Below are 16599 nucleotides of genomic sequence, written 5' to 3'. Positions count from 1 at the left end.
TATGGAGGAAAGAATAAGAGAATTAGAATACAAATATAAAAAATACCAAAAGAAAAAATACCTCCGAGTATTCTTTTTTCTTCTTGTCATCCTTATTACATCATATACAATATACAAAACATTTATACTCTATAAGACTCAACAAGACATTTTAAATAAAGCTTTCAAAGCAAAAAGCGATTTAGAAAAACAACTTTTTGAAGCAAAAATAAAACAAGAAAAACACAAAATCACTCTCCAAGAAAATTTAGAAGAAAGTGCAAAAATTCAAATTAACTCATACAATTTAAATGTACAAACACTTAAAAATGCCTTTTACCAAAACCCAAGCTATGAAAAGGCTTTAATAATAATGAGAATATATTATGATAAAAAAAGTTATAAAAAAACGCTTTTTTGGGCTTTAAAAGCCAATGAATTCGATACAAGCTTGCAAGAACCTTGGATTTATTTTGCTAAAGCGAAAAAAGCTTTAGGTCAAGAGAAGGAAGCTAAAGAAATTTTAGAACTTTATATTCAACATTATGGCATTATAATACTCGATGAGGAATTATAAGAATGATTGATGAAAAACTCTTTTGTTCTTATCTTAAAGATGAAATAACCCTTGATGAACTTTCCTTGCATTTTGGACTTCAGAGTGAGCAATTTTTAAAAGCCTTAGCAAAGTATGAAAATACTGAATTTTTAGATTTTCAAGAAATAGATGAAACTCTCTGTAAAATTCTGCCTTTTGCCCTGCTTGAAAAATTTAAAATTGTGCCGATTAAAAGCGACAAACATCATCTTTATATTGCAAGAGCAAAGCCGTGTTCTTTTGAAATTATAGAAGAAATTCAAAGCTTTTGTAGAGATTTTTTTATTAAAGCAGTGTATGCTGATGAATTAAAAATTACAAAAGAACTTCAAAAACTTCGCATTAAAGAGAAATTAAAAAATTTAAGTATGCAGCTAAGACAGGAATGGAAAGAAAATACAAAACAAGAAGCAATGAGCTCGATTAGTCAAATTTTTGATTTTATCTTTCAACAAGCTTTAGAACTTGGTGCAAGCGACATTCATATAGAAGCACAAAACGAGAACTCTTTAATTCGATTTCGTATTGATGGTGTTTTAACTTTTTTCACTCTCTTGGAAAAAGATATTTATGAAGCTTTAGTGTTTCATATTAAATTTTTAGCACATCTTAACGTAGCAGAAAGCAGAAAAGCCCAAGATGGAAGTTTTGAATTTGAACTGTGTAAACAAAAATATGATTTTAGAATTTCTTCTGTACCTCTGATTTATGGCGAAAGTGTTGTGATAAGAATTTTAAAACGTAGTTTTGATTTCTTAGAACTCAAAAACCTTAGCTTGGGAAAGAAAAATTACACTCTACTCCATAAAATATTACAAGCTCCTTATGGAATGATACTCTTTACAGGTCCGACAGGAAGCGGAAAAAGTACAAGTTTATACGCTTGCTTAAATGAAATTAAATCATTAGAAAAGAAAATTATTACGGCAGAGGATCCCATAGAATACAAAATGCCGCTCGTGCAACAAATTCTGCTTAATTCCAAAGCAGGACTTGATTTTACAAATACCTTAAAAGCTATTTTACGACAGGATCCAGATATTATTATGGTAGGTGAAATTCGCGATGAAGAAAGTCTTGACATAGCGTTAAAATCCTCTTTAACAGGACATTTACTCTTAAGTACCTTACACACAAATGATGCTCTTTCAACCATAGACAGACTGCTTGATATGAAAGCCAAATCATATTTGCTTGCCTCATCACTCAAGCTCATTGTAGCCCAAAGATTAGTGCGAAAACTTTGCCCAAAATGCAAGCAAAAAATATACAGCAAAGAACTCAAAGAAGAAAGCTATGAACCAAAAGGCTGCGAAGAATGTAATCACACAGGTTTCATAGGCAGACAATTACTTGTAGAACTTCTGCCATTTGATGAAAATTTAGCTGAATTAGTACGTAAAAGAAAAAACAGGACAGAACTTTTACATTATGCTAAGAAACAGGGTTTTCAAACTATGTTTGAAATGGGTCTTGAAAAAGTGAAAGAAGGAGTAACAAGTCTCAATGAAATCATAAGGGTTTTACAATGAAACTTTATGAGCTAGAATACATAAAAAAAGACATTAAATTGACAAAAATCATTAAAGCACCAAACATCAATGTTGCACAAGCAAAAGCCTTTAAACACAATATACATATCATAAGCCTTAAAGAAATAAAGAAAAATCGTCAAAGAAAAATAAGTGATGAAAATTTTATACTTTTCTTTAAAGAACTCGCTTTATTAAGCGAAGTTGGCTTAAGTGTTGCACAAGCATTAAAAGAACTTCAAAGCACACATACAATATTCTCCTCTTTTCTTATAAGACTTAACGAAAATCTTGATTTAGGACACAATTTAAGCAAAGCATTTGAAAATTCATATTTGTCTTTACACTATAGCGAACTTGCTTTAATCAAAATGGCTGAAAATACTGGGGAAATCTCCAAAGTTTTTACCCAAATTGCTACACTAAGAACAAAAAGATTGCAAAATGAAAAGGCATTAAAAAAAGCTCTACGTTATCCTCTTATTGTATTTGTAAGTGTTTGCTGTGCCTTTAGTTTTTTAATGCTTTTTGTTGTACCAAATTTTAGTGATTTGTTTGAAAGCTTTGGAGCAGATTTGCCTCTCATAACTCGTATTATGCTTGCAAGTTATGAATCTTTAAATGCGTATTTTTTCATTCTTGTATGGTTTCTATTTACCTTGATTTTCATTTGCATAGTAAGCTACAAAAAATCGTATATTTTTGCATTATTTTGGGATTCAATTCTTTTGAAAATACCTTTTTTTGGACAAAGCATATTGTACAATCAAAAACATTCTTTTTTTCTTGTTTTTTCCCTACTTTTGAAAAGTGGAATTCCTTTATCGAAAGCTTTTGAACTAGCAAATGCAAGTATAAAAAACAAAGCTTTATATATACAATTCTCCAAACTCTCTTCTTCACTTACTCAAGGACTTGAATTCAGTCTAGCTTTTAAAAAAACAGGACTTTTTGATGGAGTGGTGCTGTCTATGCTTGCCTTAGCAATGAAGAGTGGAAAATTAGAACTTTTAAGCGAAGAGATTGCTAAATATTACCAACAAAAACAAGAAGCTTTGATGGAAAAATTCTTAAGCCTTATAGAGCCTTTTATGACTTTGCTTGTTGGAATTTTAGTACTCTTTTTAGCCTTAGGAATTTTTCTACCGATGTGGGAACTTGGAGCTGTATCAAATTTATAATTTTCAATTCAAAGAAAATAAAAAAGAATCCAAATAATCCCAAACAACCTTAAGAATTGTGATACCAACAATTACCAAAAACAAGGTTTTTATGAATTTTCCATTCGTTTGTAATACAAGTTTTGAGCCCAAAAATGCTCCTAAAATTTGTCCTATTCCCATAAGCAAACCAAGAATCCATAAAACTTGATACTGCCAAAGAAAGACGCCAAGAGCAGCTACATTACTTGAAAAATTAAATATCTTAGTGTTTATACTTGCTTGCTTCATTGTAAATCCAAGTAAAACTACACAAGCAAAAATCCAAAACGAACCAGTTGCTGGTCCTAAAAATCCATCATAAAAACCTAAGCCTATTCCACAAAAAAAATAAAAAATTTTAATATTTTTTATTTTTGGCTCACTCTCTTCTTTGCCTAAATTTTTTCTAAGAGCAGTATAAAGAAAACTTAAGCAAAGAAAAAACAAGATAATAAGCTTTAAATGTTCATCTCTTATAAAAAGCACAGTCCAAGAACCTAAAACGGCTCCAAATACAGTATAAAATACACCCAAACCAAGAAAAGGTAAAGAAGTTGATCTAAAATAAGTCAATGCAGCAGTGAAAGAGCCAAAAACACTTTGCAATTTATTGGTAGCTAAAGCAAGATGTGGCGGAATTCCACAGGCTATTAAAGCAGGAAGAGTAATAAGCCCACCCCCACCAACTATAGAATCTATAAAACCTGCAAAAAAGGCTACAAAAAAAAGTATTATATACACATACAAATCATCAAATCCACTCATCTAATCTCCCACTTTGCCCAAGTCTATAAAGAGCAAAATCATACTTAAGAGGATCATTTGAATCAAATTTTTTTAAATTGTTCGTTAATTCCACAACAGCTTTAAAATCATAAGTTTTACGTTTAAGAAGTCCTAATTTCAAAGAAACTCTATGTGTATGTATATCCAAGGGCATAAACAAATCTTTCGTATGAATTCTCTCAAACAAACCTAAATCAAGCCTATCTTTTCGCACCATCCACCTTAAAAACATATTATACCGCTTTAAAGGCGAATTCGGTACATTACGCCATACTCTACCAAAGAAAAAATCATATCCATAACTTGAGTATTTTTTATTGACTTGCCACACAGAAAAAAGAAAATTTTTAATCCCATAAAGCACACAACCTTTTTCCAAGTAAGCTTTAGTAAAGAAATTCTCTAAAGAATCTTCATTTTGCATTCTACGCAAGGTAATAAAAATTTGCTTCACATCTTCCTCATTTTGAAAACGGTATTTCAAATGTGTAAGTGCTTTTTGAATTTGCTTTTCGCTTAAATCAAGCAAGGAAAAATCAAGTTTTTGTAGAAAATTAACTATATTCTTTGCATTGCCATATGAAAATAAAGCACAAAGTAAAATTGCGAATTGATTTTTTTGTCTCCTTGCTACTTGTAAAGGATCATCAGCACTCAACAGATTTTCAAGAGTATTTTTTTCTAAGACCTCTTGTTCAAGTCTTTGCTCTAAAGAAGTAAAATGTATCATTTTCTTTTTTGCGTGTGATTACAATGCACAAAATATTTTCATTGTAAATAAAAAAGAAAATATTTTCAAGTTTTAAGTCCAAGTAAAGTATCAAGCATTCTATCAACAGTTGTTACAACTTTTGCAGCAGCCCCATAAGAGGCTTGATACTGAATAAGTGCGGCAAGCTCTTCGTTTGTATTCACTCCACTTTTAGACTGATATTCTGCATAGACAGAATTATATAAAGTTTCATTGCTTGCGTGAATGACCTCATTGTTTTCCCCATCACTCGCAATTTTTCCTGTAAGTTTTCGGTAATACTCTTCCATAGTAAGAGTATCTATAGTACCATCAGTATTATAAAAATTCACTTTTTCGTACTGAAGTTGCAAAATCTCATTTGCCATATCATTACCACTATCAACACCGCTTTTACTTGCTCGTAATGTATTTGAATTTTCAGCAAGAGAATTCTTTACCCTTAAAGTACTAGCATCTTTACCACTAAAAAATCCTCCTATGCTAAAAGCCCCGCTAAAATTTGTACCATTATCTTCTATGGCTACTTTAAAACCATTTTTAGCATTGATTTGAAACAAACTACTTTGTGTTCTTTGATCATAGGAGAAACTTGCATCAATATGATCATCAACATCATTTTGTGTATTGTTATCATTGTTATCATCAGTGTTTGAAGTAATTTGCCTCAAAACATCATCCATAGTAGTATCCACATCAATAGTAATGTTTTTTCTTACTTGCTCATTGCCTTTTTCATCATAAATAACAATATCAAAACTCCCTATCTGTAAAGTTCTGTCATAATTGAGTAAAGGTATATCGCCTTGGAGATATTTAAGCTCATCAGAAACAACAGAACTTTTTGCAGAGGAAGCATAAAGATTGTTTGTTTCATTAATCATTGTCTTAGAAAAAGTATCAAGCCAATCCATATAAGATTGCACTATACCATCTTTATATTTACCCTCACTCTTAGTATAATCTCTTCCGCGAAGATCAAGCTGTGCACCGAGCTGTCCGCCTGTAATCTTACTTGTAATATCACGAACCTTTTCATCAGGAGTCCTGTAATAAATATTATATCCCTCATTTTTATCATCATAATCTAAAACTAAAGGATGAAAATTAGCACCATCTACTAAGGTATAGCCTTCTACACTAAGATTGTAATGTTTGCCGGGATTTTTAAGAGTAGTATCAAGACGATTAGACTGTACAATCTCAGTTTTACTTGCTACACTATCAATAAGTTTTGAAAGAGTAAGTTCAAGCTCATCTCTACGGTCTCTTAATTCATTAGCGTGATCTGTGAAAATAGCTTCTTGCCCATAAATTTGTTTATTAATAAGAGCAATCTCTCCACCTATACGGTTAATTTCATCAACCGTTAATTTAATATCCGAATTAACTTTTTTTTGAATCTGACTCAAGGTTGCAAAGGCATTATTAATACTCTGTGTTAAGGTTTCGCTTGCTTTAATTAAAGAAACTTTTATAGCACTTTCGGTTGGATTTGAAGCAAAGTCATTCCAAGCTTTATGGTAGTTTTTTAAATCATTAAGCATTCCTGTAGTTTGAATATCTGGAAAACGTTGGGCAATCTCTTTAAGAGTATCTCCCATATATTTCGTATATTCCAGTCCTGTGGAAGCGTTTTTAAGTTTAAAATAGGCATGTTCATCGTGCAAACGCACTATGCTTTCAACGAACGTTCCTGTACCAACTTGCACTGAATTTGTATTATAGTAGCCATTAGTTGTTTGTACCACTCTTTGTCTTGTATAAAAAGTTGAATTTGCATTTGAAATATTATTACCTGTGGTAGCAATTTGCAGCTCACTTGCCTTTAAACCTGTTACTCCTGTATGCAAACTAGAAAAAATACCCATTTGTAGTCCTTATACATTAATCTTAAAAATTGAATCTGGATTAGTCTTTATATCTCCATAAGCATTATTTATTCCATCATTAGTGGCAAACATTGTATTCACTAAACCATCTAAAAAATTTTTCACTATAAGGACAAATTTTGCATATTCTTTATTTTTGCTGTGGAGCTCTTGTAAATTATACTTGAGCAAATCAAGCTTTTGCTTGTCTTCATCATCAAGTAAAGCACTTAAACCTTTAACAGAACTATTATTAAGCTCTACTAATGCCCCATCAAGCTGTTTTTTAGCAACAGTAAATTCAGCAACAAGTTTATTTTTTTCTTCAACGCTTGTTGCAACAGTTTCGTGTTTAGCTACCTTAATATTCTCTATATCTTTAATTGTAAGTTCTAAAAGTTTTGCTAGAATAGCATTCACTTCATCTAAATATTTTTTAATCATAAACCCTCCTCTTTCTCAAAAAAGGAGAGAAAATTTATATCAAAGAATCTGCAATTGCTTTAGCAGTGGCTTGAGTGTCTATTTTATAGGTGCCATTTTTAATCTGCTCTGCAATTTTAGAAAGCTTCTCATTCTCCATTTTTTGAGTTTGGCTTGTTTTTGTTTCTTTAATGTTTGTATTTACATTTGTACTAGCATTGGCCACATAAGTTTGTTGTATAGGATTTATCATTTATGCCTCCTTAAAAATAATCCTCTACAAACTATATCGAATAAAAATTAATTTTCTTAACCCCTTTCCTTTAAAAAATCATATAAAAGTTTCGAAAAACCTAAACCGCCACTTAAAGCTTTACTCATAGTATCATTATACATAGAAGTATAGATTTCATCACTAGCATCTTTACCAAAAAGTGCATTTTGAGTTTTCAAAGACAAATCCAAAATCTGTTTCACAAAAAAAGCTTCGAAAGCATCTGTTTGTTCCCTTAAAGCCTTATCCTCTTGTTTAGCCTCTAAAGCCTGATTTACTTGTGTATGTGAGCGAAATTCTTGACTCATTTGACGCGCTTTAAAATTTGTAGCTGCATTGAAAGTCTTTGTATTATAAAGCTGTAAAAAAACATCTGTTTTCATCATATCACCTCCAAATCCGCATTAATCGCGCCAGCCCTCTTTAAATTTTGCATTATAGTTATAATATCATTTGGGGTAGCACCTAGTTTATTAAGCATTCTTGCTATATTTGCAACTGTAGTTTTGGAATTTGTGATTCTTAAAGTGTTTGAAGTAGGATCAATAACTCCTCCATCTTTCATATCAAGTTCATTCTGTTGGACCTCAGCATTGTTGTTTGGATCAATTTTGATAGTAATATCTTTATGAGTAATTAAAGTAGGCTCAACTTCAACATCTACACCTGCGATCACTGTACCTGTTCTCTCATCAATAATTACTTTATTTTGCGGAGTATAAGCAACATCTTGCTCTAAGACTCTTGCCATAAATTCAACATTTGACATTTCTTCTGGCTTTTGCAGTTCTATCGTACGAGAATCTAAAGCCTTTGCCACTGTTTCATCAAAATTTGCGTTTAAAACTCTCTCTATATCGTTTGCTGTTTTAAAATCAGCAACTCTCAAGCTCAATTTCAAATTTGAATTCTCATTAAAATTCTGCGAAATCTCTCTCTCAACATTTGCTCCAGACATTACAACAGCTGCAGTAGTATGCGTTCCAGCTCCACCGGGTCTTGGGGATAAACCACCAGTAGAAAGAGAGCCTTGCGCAATAGCATAAATCTCTCCATCAATTCCCCTTAAAGGCGTGAGTAAAAGTGTGCCACCTTGTAAAGATTTTGCATCTCCTAAAGATGAAACAACAATATCAAGTTTATCTCCACTTTTCGCAAAAGCTGGAAGTTTCGCTGTTACCATAACTGCGGCTGTATTTTTAGATTTAATATCATTGGGATCAACTTTAACATTCATACCTTGCAAAAGATTTGAAATAGATTGTAAAGTAAATTTAGAACTTGTACCATCGCCACTCCCATTGAGTCCTACAACCAAACCATATCCTATGATTTGATTATCTCGAACACCAACTGTGTTTGCAATGTCTTTAATCTGCACAGCTAAAACACTGAAATTAAGAATACACAATATCCATATTGCTTTCATAATACCTATCCTTTTGAATAATTACACAAACTTAAGCAAAAAAAGTTCCAACTATGACTTTATATTTTTAAAATAGTGTTATAAAAAATAAAAAAGCATTGTAATTTTATAAATAAAAAATCTGAATAAACGAGTAAAAATTCATTTTTTTTCTACATTCTCATAAAAACTAAGACTGCTAGAACCAAATTTTTTAAGTTTCACTCTTACAAAATTCTCTAAAAACTCGGGAGTTTTTTTATTTGATCGGTGTTCGATAATAACCATAAATATCTTATTACAATCAAGTTCTTTCAAAAGAGCAAAAATTCTCTCATAAATATCTTTAAAACCTTCTCTTATATCAAAAGGCGGATCAAAATATAACACAAGCTTTTTTTCGAGGCTTTGTACAAGATTTTGCAATACTTCAAAAGTGTTTCCATTTATTACAAAAAGAGTGTTTTCAAATATTTTCGCATTTTCCAAGGCTATAAAATAGGCTTTCATATCAAGCTCAATAGCATAAGCTCTTAATGCCCCATTACTCAAAGCAAGAGCAGCCATTAAAGCACTTCCACCAAAAGCTTCTATAAAAATAACATCTTGCAAATGTCCTCTTAAAACATTAAACACACAAGTACTTACTATGCTTTTTGTACTTCGCGTTGTTTCAAAGCTTGGCAAAAGGAGTTTTTTACCCTTATAAATACCACTTTCTATAAAAGTAAAAAGTTTTTTTGTGTATTTTTCTCTTTTTTTCTTATATGAAGAAGATGCGGATTTTGTAACTCTTAAAATTTTATTCTTCATTCATTAAAGCTTTTACAAGCTTGTCTTTTAAATCGCGAATAGCTAAATCTATCTTTTGCTCATATTCTTTTCGAAATTCAATAGAAATGCTTTCTATTTTCGCTTCTAACATTCTCCTTTGTTCCTCAATGAGCTTTTGCATAGCAGCTTGCAAAGCTTGATTAAATTCATTTAAAGAATCAAATAATGCCTCTTTGCTAAAAGGCACAGAAAGAAAAGGTGAGTTAGCAGCTATAATAAACAAAGGTTTTGCACTTGGAATTTTCGAATCGCTAATAATAAAATCGCAATCCTTTTTTCCTACTAAGTGCTCTTTTAAAAAAAGTTCTAAAGCTCTCTCTATGATAATATCCTTACATTCTAAGGCTATTTTCATAAAAAACCAACTTTTAAAGCGTGTTTTTGCAAACTTGGCTTTCTCTCACCACCAACAAGAGCAAGAAATTCGCTAGAATGCAAAATATAAAAATCTTCAAACTCTCTGCCACTTTTTTGCATTAATTTTCTTGCACAACTGTCAAAAAGATAAAAATCCTTTGCCTCAGCTACAACCAAAAAATCACAACCGCTATCATAAGCATCTAAAACTATATTTGCAGCCATTTCGTAACTTAAATCTGGATTAAAAGCTAAAAACTCATAACCACTACTTTTATATTCACTTTCATAATGAATACATTTTGCTGCAAGTTTTGTTTTTAATTTGTGTTCTAAGTTAAATCCATAAAAGCCTATGTTAAAACCTGTAAAATCATACTTGAGCTCTTGGAATTCTCTTGGTGCTTCAAAACAAGGTAGAGAGATTGTTGGTTGAAATAAATCAACATCAAGAAAACCGGACTTAACAAGTTCATCTTGGAAAGCACACAGCGTTTTTTCAAGCTCAACATTTGCTCCTTTGATATGATAGAGTATGCCTTTTTCTCTATCACTTGCAATTTGCAAAAATTCTTTCTTTTTTTCAGGATATTTTTCACTCATTTTCGCTAAAAAATACATCATAGAATCTCCTAAATACTTAGGATAAAAAGATAAAACTTCACTTGTATAATACAAATGAGACAAACTCTTATAAAAGATTTCATCATTATAATCAACAAGATTCTTCACACAATTAAATTTCTCTAAAAAATCTTGTTTATCGATACAAAAATCTTTCACTGCTCTTTTTGTACTAAGTGGCTCAATAATCAAAGATTTGCCAAATTTTTCAAGTACAAAGTCTAAAGAAGTGCTAAGTCTTAAAATTTCTTTACGCGGGTTTTCATATGAAGAGACAAAAACATAGCTATTTTCATTGTCTTCAAAACTAAAATAAATATCATCATCTGCGATTTTCAAAAACACATCATACAAAGTAAAAAAATTTTCATAATCTTTATATACATAAGGTTTATAATAACTCTCATAATCTTTGCTGCTGTCAAATCTAAAAATACGAAGTTCTAAATTTTGCATTCTCTTTCCTTGATTTTTTAAATTATATAAAAATTTTCTAAAATTTCACTCTTTTTAAAAAGAAATTCTATAAAATCTTTCACTATGAATAAAGAAGATTTTATTATTAAAGCTTTTTTAAACCGATACAATGGTGATGATGGTGCTGTGCTTGGTAAATGGTGTATAAGCAAGGATTTGTTTTTTGAAAATGTGCATTTTAAAAGACAATGGCTTACTTTAGAACAAATAGCTACTAAAGCTTTCCTTGTCAATATATCAGATGCCATTGTTATGAATGCTAAACCACGATTTGCACTTCTAGGACTTGCTTTGCCAAAAACCTTGAGCTTGAAGGATATTAAAGCTTTGCAAAAAGGTTTTTTAAAAACTGCTAAAAATTATAATATAAAAATTATAGGTGGTGATACTATCAGTAACGAAACAATGGCTATAAGCATAAGTTTGCTTTCAAAAATTCAAAAAAAACCTCTGTATCGTAAAGGTTTAAGTGAAAATGATCTTTTAGCTTATACAGGTACATTAGGACAAAGCCTCAAAGGACTTGAAATCTTACAAAATGGAGGAAAATTGTCTCCAAAACACCGTTTTATACGACCAAAACTCCGTGCAAATTTCTTTTATGAACTTGCAGAACATATCTCTTGCGCTATGGACATTTCAGATGGTTTAAGCAAAGATCTCTCAAGACTTTTGGCTTTGAATAAACTTGGGATTGTATGGCTTAAAAAATTAAATTCGTATGAGCTTTACAGCGGAGAGGAATATGAAATTTTATTTGCTTTTCATCAGGACAGAATCAAACTCATACAAAATATTGCTGCAAAACACAAAACTCCAATAACTATTTTTGCAAAAGCAGTGAAAGGAAAATATGAATTTAATGGAAAAGAACACCACTTCTAAACTTTTATATACTCTTAAACACAGTCAAATTGATGCACACTTTAGTAAAAATAGTAGTGATTTTGTTGTACGTGAAAAAGCTTTATATGAATTTAGCGGTGGTGGAGAACATTTAATTTTACATATTTGTAAAAAAGATTTAAACACAAATGACGCTTTAAGAATTTTAAGCGAACATACAGGAGTAAAAATACGAGATTTCGGCTATGCAGGACTCAAAGATAAACAAGGACTTACCTTCCAGTACCTCTCAATGCCTAAGAAATACGAAAAAGATATAAGCAATTTTTCACACCCAAAACTCACAATTTTAGAAAGTTTTACCCATAACAATAAACTTAAAATAGGCCATTTAAAAGGCAATTCTTTTTTTATCCGATTAAAAAAGGTTTCAAAACTCAATGCACTCAAATTAGAACAAGTGCTTATAAACATTGAAAAACAAGGTTTTGCAAATTATTTTGGCATTCAAAGATTTGGGAAATTTGCAGACAATTATAAAGAAGGATTAGAACTTTTACAAGGAAAAAGAAAGATAAAAAATCCAAAGATAAAAAATTTTCTTCTTTCAGCTTTTCAAAGCGAGCTCTTTAATCAATATCTTAGTAAAAGAATTGAGCTTTCACATTTTGCGGCAGAGTTTAGTCCTTACGAATTTGCCACTATGTATCAACTTTCAAAAGAAGAGGCAAAAACACTGCAAAAACAAAAGCATTTTTTTAAACTTTTACCTAATGAAGTTTTAGGGCATTATCCTTATGGCAAATGCTTCTTGTGTGAAAATATGCAAAAAGAAGAAGACAGATTCCTCAAAAGAGAGCTCAGTCCTATGGGGCTTTTACTTGGATATAAAGCTTATGAAACAGGAAAAGGCTTTGCTTTACAACAAGAAAATGAAATTTTTAAAGAAAGTTGGAAATTTGCTTCTCAAATGCAAGGATCAAGACGCTTTTTATGGACGTATTTAGAAAATTTACATTTTCATTATGATGAAGAAAAAGCACATTTTTGCATAGAATTTTTTTTGCAAAAAGGCTCCTATGCAACAGTTGTTTTAGAAGAGCTTTTGCATACAAACTGAATAAAAGCTTTTTCAAACTCACTAGGAATTTTTACTTGTAAGAATGCTTTCAAAAACAACAAAGAACTTAACAAAAAATTCATTCTGTTTTAAGAGCAATCAAAACACCCTCTATCATCTTTTTAATATCTCCATCTAAAATGCTTTCAACCTGTGAAAAAGCTTCATTAGAACGATTATCTTTAATTTGCTGATACGGAAAAAGCACATAAGATCTGATTTGATGTCCCCAGCCTATTTCACTTTTTTCAGTCGCATTTAAAGCATCTTGCTGTTTCATAAACTCAAGCTCATATAATCGGGATTTTAGCATTTTAAAGGCTGTAGCTTTATTTTTATGTTGGCTTCTGTCGTTTTGACATTGCACCACTATACCACTTGGCATATGAGTTATTCTTACAGCCGATTCTGTTTTATTAATATGCTGCCCACCGGCTCCACTTGCTCTATAATAATCAATGCGTATATCTTTTTCTTCAATTTCAATCTCTATATCATCATCAAGTTCAGGGCTTACCATAACGCTTGAAAAACTCGTGTGCCTGCGTCCTGCACTATCAAAGGGACTTGTTCGCACAAGTCTGTGTATTCCGTTTTCAGCTTTGAGATAGCCATAAGCATTTTCACCTTTGACTAAAAAACTCACATCTTTAAGTCCAGCTTCATCGCCCTCTTGAAAATCCAAAGTTTCTACTTTAAAACCCTCACGTTCACAAAATCTTAAATACATTCTATAAAGCATACTAGCCCAATCGTTACTTTCGGTACCACCAGCCCCAGGATGGATAGAAACAAGGGCGTTTTTATTATCATTTTCCCCACTCAAAAGCATAGAAATTTCAAGACTTGTGATGGTATTTTCAAGTTTTAAAACATCATCAAACAACGCTTGTACTGTTTGAGTATCATCTTCTGCATTTGCCAAATCAAAAAGCTCACTTGTATCATTTAAAGCATTCAAAGCCTTTTCATAGCTGTTGAGTAAATGGGTGATTTTTGTTTTCTCTTTTCCTAAAATGCTAGCCTGTTTTACATCACTCCAAAAATCAGGAGTATTTTCAAGCTGCTCTATTTCTTTAAGTCGCATTTGTATTGCATCAGGTTTGATAATTGAAGCTATATTATTGACTTTATTTTTCAAGCTTTTTAGAAGTTCGCTAAATTCGTAGGTATCCATAATTTTCTTTGCTATAATTGTGATCGAAAAAGCAAGATTATAACAAAGAAAGAGTAAATTTAAAAATGCCAAAACTTTATCTTAAATCTCTAGGTTGCAACAAAAACCTTGTCGATAGTGAAATTATGCTCGGGCAACTCGCACATTATGAGCTTACAGATCAAGCAAATCAAGCCGATGTGATGATAGTCAATACTTGTGGTTTTATAGGAAGTGCAAAAAAAGAAAGTATCAATGCCATTTTAGAACTTAATCAGGAGCGAAAAAAAAACTCTTTGCTTGTGGTAGTTGGCTGTCTTATTCAAAGATACAAAGAAGAACTCTTGCGGGAATTGCCCGAAGTTGATTTGTTTGCAGGAGTCGGTGATTATGAGAGAATCAATGAACTTCTAACAAAAAAAACGAATCTCTTTTCAGATTCTACCTACCTGCAAGATAAAAATACTCAACGTCTTATTACAGGTTCTAATTTTCATACTTTCATTAAAATTAGCGAAGGATGCAATCAAAACTGCTCTTTTTGTGCCATTCCAAATTTTAAAGGCAGACTTCGCTCACGTTCTCTTGCAAGTATAATAAATGAACTCGAAACACTCATTGCTAAAGGATATAAAGATTTCTCTTTTATCGCTCAAGATAGTAGTTCTTATCTTCTTGATACAGGAGTCAAAGATGGACTTTTGCAACTCATTGATAGAGTAGAAGAGCTTGAAGGTATAAGAGCTGCAAGAATTTTATATCTTTATCCAACAAGTGTAAGTGAAAAACTGATAGAAAGGATTATTGCCTCAAAAGTTTTTATGAATTATTTTGATATGCCCTTGCAACACATTAGCGATAAAATGTTAAAAATTATGAAAAGAGGAACAAATGCAGCAAAACTTAAAAAACTTTTAGGCTTGATGAAAAAAGCACCCGATAGTTTTTTACGAACAGCTTTCATCATAGGACATCCGGGTGAAAGCGATGAAGATTTCTTTGAACTCTGTGATTTTGTCAAAGAATTTGACTTTGACAGAATAAGTGTTTTTGCTTATTCTCAAGAAGAAAATACTGCTGCATTTGCTATGGAGCAAGTTGGACGTAAAACTCTTAATCTGCGAATGAAAAATTTTGAAAAAATTGTCGATGAAAGCATAGAAAAAAGTTTTACTAAAGAGCTTGGAAAAAGAAGAAAAGTAGTATGCACTGGACAAAGTAGCGAAGGTGAGTTTTTCATAGCTGGTAAAGATTTACGTTGGGATAGGGATATTGATGGTGAAATTTTAATTAATGAAAGCTTGTGCGGTACTTTGACAATGGGAGAAATATATGAATGTGAAATTACAGCAAGTCTTGATAAAAAGCTCATAGCAAAAGCTTTAAAAAAAGATGATTAAACAAGAAATTCTCGCCTTTTTACAAACAAACAAGAACCTTCTTGCTTTTTCATATGGAAGTGATTCAACGACACTTTTTTATCTCCTGCATTCTCAAAATATAGAATTTGATCTTGCCTTTGTGAATTATAAGACTCGCAAAGAAAGCGATGTAGAAGAGCTTGAGGCAAAAAAACTTGCCTTAGAATACAACAAACAAATTTTTATCAAACAAGCTCCTGTTTTTGAAAGCAATTTCGAACACAAAGCAAGACTCTTTCGCTACGAATTCTTTGAAGAATTGTGTCAAAAAGAAGGTTATACAACTCTTCTTATGGGACATCAACTTAATGATTTGTTTGAATGGTTCTTAATGCAATTTTCAAAAGGAGCTGGTTTGGCTGAACTTTTAGGAATGAAAGAAGTTGAACAAAGAAAAAATTATACACTAATACGTCCTTTACTTTTCACAAGTAAAGATGAAATTCTGTTTTTTTTAAAACAAAAAAAAGTTTTGTATTTTGATGATGAGAGTAATGTTGATGAAAAATTCTTAAGAAATCGTATAAGGAAACATTATAGCAATCAATTTATCACCCAATTTTCACAAGGAGTACAGAAGAGTTTTTGCTATCTTTATAGAGATTTTGAAAAGCTTTATGGCAGCACAGAGATTAAAGAAATTGGCGGCATTGTTATTTGTAGAAATGAGGAAAGTTTGCTTGCCAAATGCATAAAGAAATTTGGCATTGTTGTAAGTGCTAAACAACGAAAGGAACTTGGAAAAGGAGATTGTGTCGTTAGTGGAAAAATAGCAATAGTATATAAAAATCAACAGGCTTTCATTTTCAAATATGAACATTGTAAAAAACTTCCAAAAGCTTATAAAGAATTGTACAGAAAAGCACAAGTTCCCAAACTTTTACGAGCCTATCTTTACAATCACAAGCTCAAACCTAAGAATGTATTTCAAACTCCCTCG

Annotated in this window: 18 protein-coding genes; 7 read left to right on the top strand and 11 right to left on the bottom strand. The window is 31.5% G+C overall.

Annotated elements, in window-relative coordinates; all coding sequences use genetic code 11:
* Position 1 precedes the first annotated feature (1 nt).
* From OQH62_RS05135 to OQH62_RS05125, 3 genes are read left to right on the top strand one after another with little or no spacing between them, the layout of a single operon-like run.
* Positions 2 to 556 carry a transformation system protein gene (locus tag OQH62_RS05135; RefSeq protein WP_266014751.1) on the top strand — a complete coding sequence of 185 codons (555 nt, stop codon included), beginning with the start codon at positions 2 to 4 and terminating at the stop codon, positions 554 to 556.
* 2 nt (positions 557 to 558) lie between these two features.
* Positions 559 to 2109, top strand: coding sequence for a GspE/PulE family protein (locus OQH62_RS05130; protein ID WP_266014749.1), 1551 nt, complete (start codon positions 559 to 561; stop codon positions 2107 to 2109).
* Positions 2106 to 3290 carry a type II secretion system F family protein gene (locus OQH62_RS05125; protein ID WP_266014747.1) on the top strand — a complete coding sequence of 395 codons (1185 nt, stop codon included), beginning with the start codon at positions 2106 to 2108 and terminating at the stop codon, positions 3288 to 3290. Before OQH62_RS05130 ends, OQH62_RS05125 begins: the two co-directional genes overlap by 4 nt.
* Before the next feature lie 3 nt (positions 3291 to 3293).
* Here the strand turns inward: OQH62_RS05125 and OQH62_RS05120 are convergent, their stop codons facing one another.
* The 10 genes from OQH62_RS05120 to OQH62_RS05075 all read right to left on the bottom strand — a co-directional run bounded on the left by OQH62_RS05120 (position 3294) and on the right by OQH62_RS05075 (position 11095).
* Positions 3294 to 4076, bottom strand: a complete 783-nt coding sequence (locus OQH62_RS05120; RefSeq protein WP_266014745.1) for a TSUP family transporter — start codon at positions 4074 to 4076, stop codon at positions 3294 to 3296.
* Positions 4063 to 4827 (bottom strand): TIGR02757 family protein, encoded by a 765-nt coding sequence (locus OQH62_RS05115; protein WP_266014743.1) that lies wholly within the window; start codon positions 4825 to 4827, stop codon positions 4063 to 4065. Before OQH62_RS05115 ends, OQH62_RS05120 begins: the two co-directional genes overlap by 14 nt.
* 65 nt (positions 4828 to 4892) lie before the next feature.
* Positions 4893 to 6719 (bottom strand): flagellar hook-associated protein FlgK, encoded by a 1827-nt coding sequence (gene flgK / locus OQH62_RS05110; protein ID WP_266014741.1) that lies wholly within the window; start codon positions 6717 to 6719, stop codon positions 4893 to 4895.
* 9 nt (positions 6720 to 6728) lie between these two features.
* A complete protein-coding gene (flgN, locus tag OQH62_RS05105; protein ID WP_266014739.1) occupies positions 6729 to 7163 on the bottom strand; it encodes a flagellar export chaperone FlgN in 435 nt (144 codons plus the stop codon).
* A gap of 34 nt (positions 7164 to 7197) precedes the next feature.
* Positions 7198 to 7395, bottom strand: a complete 198-nt coding sequence (locus OQH62_RS05100) for a flagellar biosynthesis anti-sigma factor FlgM (protein ID WP_266014737.1) — start codon at positions 7393 to 7395, stop codon at positions 7198 to 7200.
* Positions 7396 to 7451: 56 nt separating this feature from the next.
* Positions 7452 to 7724: a rod-binding protein gene (locus OQH62_RS05095; RefSeq protein WP_416333346.1), complete on the bottom strand. Its 273-nt coding sequence runs from the start codon at positions 7722 to 7724 to the stop codon at positions 7452 to 7454.
* Positions 7725 to 7798: 74 nt separating this feature from the next.
* On the bottom strand, positions 7799 to 8845 hold the full coding sequence (locus OQH62_RS05090) for a flagellar basal body P-ring protein FlgI (RefSeq protein WP_266014731.1): 1047 nt from the start codon (positions 8843 to 8845) through the stop codon (positions 7799 to 7801).
* Positions 8846 to 8986: 141 nt separating this feature from the next.
* Complete coding sequence (locus OQH62_RS05085) at positions 8987 to 9637, bottom strand: RsmD family RNA methyltransferase (protein ID WP_266014729.1); 651 nt, start codon at positions 9635 to 9637, stop codon at positions 8987 to 8989.
* The gene (locus tag OQH62_RS05080; RefSeq protein WP_266014727.1) at positions 9627 to 10013 is read right to left on the bottom strand and encodes a hypothetical protein; all 387 of its coding nucleotides are present in this window, start codon (positions 10011 to 10013) and stop codon (positions 9627 to 9629) included. Before OQH62_RS05080 ends, OQH62_RS05085 begins: the two co-directional genes overlap by 11 nt.
* Positions 10010 to 11095 carry a hypothetical protein gene (locus tag OQH62_RS05075; protein ID WP_266014724.1) on the bottom strand — a complete coding sequence of 362 codons (1086 nt, stop codon included), beginning with the start codon at positions 11093 to 11095 and terminating at the stop codon, positions 10010 to 10012. Before OQH62_RS05075 ends, OQH62_RS05080 begins: the two co-directional genes overlap by 4 nt.
* Positions 11096 to 11179: 84 nt before the next feature.
* Between OQH62_RS05075 and OQH62_RS05070 the strand changes: the two genes are divergently transcribed.
* Positions 11180 to 12001, top strand: coding sequence for a thiamine-phosphate kinase (locus tag OQH62_RS05070; protein WP_266014722.1), 822 nt, complete (start codon positions 11180 to 11182; stop codon positions 11999 to 12001).
* Complete coding sequence (truD, locus tag OQH62_RS05065; protein WP_266014719.1) at positions 11970 to 13082, top strand: tRNA pseudouridine(13) synthase TruD; 1113 nt, start codon at positions 11970 to 11972, stop codon at positions 13080 to 13082. The genes OQH62_RS05070 and truD overlap by 32 nt, the downstream gene beginning before the upstream one ends.
* Positions 13083 to 13161: 79 nt before the next feature.
* Here truD and prfB read toward each other — a convergent pair whose 3' ends face one another.
* The gene (gene prfB / locus OQH62_RS05060) at positions 13162 to 14259 is read right to left on the bottom strand and encodes a peptide chain release factor 2 (RefSeq protein WP_266014717.1); all 1098 of its coding nucleotides are present in this window, start codon (positions 14257 to 14259) and stop codon (positions 13162 to 13164) included.
* 65 nt (positions 14260 to 14324) lie between these two features.
* On the opposite strand from prfB, the gene rimO reads away from it, so the two are divergent.
* Together rimO and tilS are read left to right on the top strand one after the other, a co-directional pair.
* Complete coding sequence (gene rimO / locus OQH62_RS05055) at positions 14325 to 15638, top strand: 30S ribosomal protein S12 methylthiotransferase RimO (protein WP_266014714.1); 1314 nt, start codon at positions 14325 to 14327, stop codon at positions 15636 to 15638.
* The coding region (gene tilS / locus OQH62_RS05050; protein ID WP_266014711.1) for a tRNA lysidine(34) synthetase TilS at positions 15631 to 16599 on the top strand (969 nt) is incomplete at its 3' end. The genes rimO and tilS, both read left to right, overlap by 8 nt.

Source organism: Campylobacter sp. MIT 21-1684 (assembly GCF_026241315.1).
GTDB lineage: Bacteria > Campylobacterota > Campylobacteria > Campylobacterales > Campylobacteraceae > Campylobacter_D.
Note: the sequence above shows the minus strand (reverse complement) of the source record. Positions and strands in the feature narration are given on the sequence as shown.

Coding starts and splice junctions, on each gene's coding strand:
- OQH62_RS05135 (WP_266014751.1), top strand. CDS start 2: ATGGAGGAAAGAATAAGAGAATTAGAATACAAATATAAAAAATACCAA.
- OQH62_RS05130 (WP_266014749.1), top strand. CDS start 559: ATGATTGATGAAAAACTCTTTTGTTCTTATCTTAAAGATGAAATAACC.
- OQH62_RS05125 (WP_266014747.1), top strand. CDS start 2,106: ATGAAACTTTATGAGCTAGAATACATAAAAAAAGACATTAAATTGACA.
- OQH62_RS05120 (WP_266014745.1), bottom strand. CDS start 4,076: ATGAGTGGATTTGATGATTTGTATGTGTATATAATACTTTTTTTTGTA.
- OQH62_RS05115 (WP_266014743.1), bottom strand. CDS start 4,827: ATGATACATTTTACTTCTTTAGAGCAAAGACTTGAACAAGAGGTCTTA.
- flgK (WP_266014741.1), bottom strand. CDS start 6,719: ATGGGTATTTTTTCTAGTTTGCATACAGGAGTAACAGGTTTAAAGGCA.
- flgN (WP_266014739.1), bottom strand. CDS start 7,163: ATGATTAAAAAATATTTAGATGAAGTGAATGCTATTCTAGCAAAACTT.
- OQH62_RS05100 (WP_266014737.1), bottom strand. CDS start 7,395: ATGATAAATCCTATACAACAAACTTATGTGGCCAATGCTAGTACAAAT.
- OQH62_RS05095 (WP_416333346.1), bottom strand. CDS start 7,724: ATGAGTCAAGAATTTCGCTCACATACACAAGTAAATCAGGCTTTAGAG.
- OQH62_RS05090 (WP_266014731.1), bottom strand. CDS start 8,845: ATGAAAGCAATATGGATATTGTGTATTCTTAATTTCAGTGTTTTAGCT.
- OQH62_RS05085 (WP_266014729.1), bottom strand. CDS start 9,637: ATGAAGAATAAAATTTTAAGAGTTACAAAATCCGCATCTTCTTCATAT.
- OQH62_RS05080 (WP_266014727.1), bottom strand. CDS start 10,013: ATGAAAATAGCCTTAGAATGTAAGGATATTATCATAGAGAGAGCTTTA.
- OQH62_RS05075 (WP_266014724.1), bottom strand. CDS start 11,095: ATGCAAAATTTAGAACTTCGTATTTTTAGATTTGACAGCAGCAAAGAT.
- OQH62_RS05070 (WP_266014722.1), top strand. CDS start 11,180: ATGAATAAAGAAGATTTTATTATTAAAGCTTTTTTAAACCGATACAAT.
- truD (WP_266014719.1), top strand. CDS start 11,970: ATGAATTTAATGGAAAAGAACACCACTTCTAAACTTTTATATACTCTT.
- prfB (WP_266014717.1), bottom strand. CDS start 14,259: ATGGATACCTACGAATTTAGCGAACTTCTAAAAAGCTTGAAAAATAAA.
- rimO (WP_266014714.1), top strand. CDS start 14,325: ATGCCAAAACTTTATCTTAAATCTCTAGGTTGCAACAAAAACCTTGTC.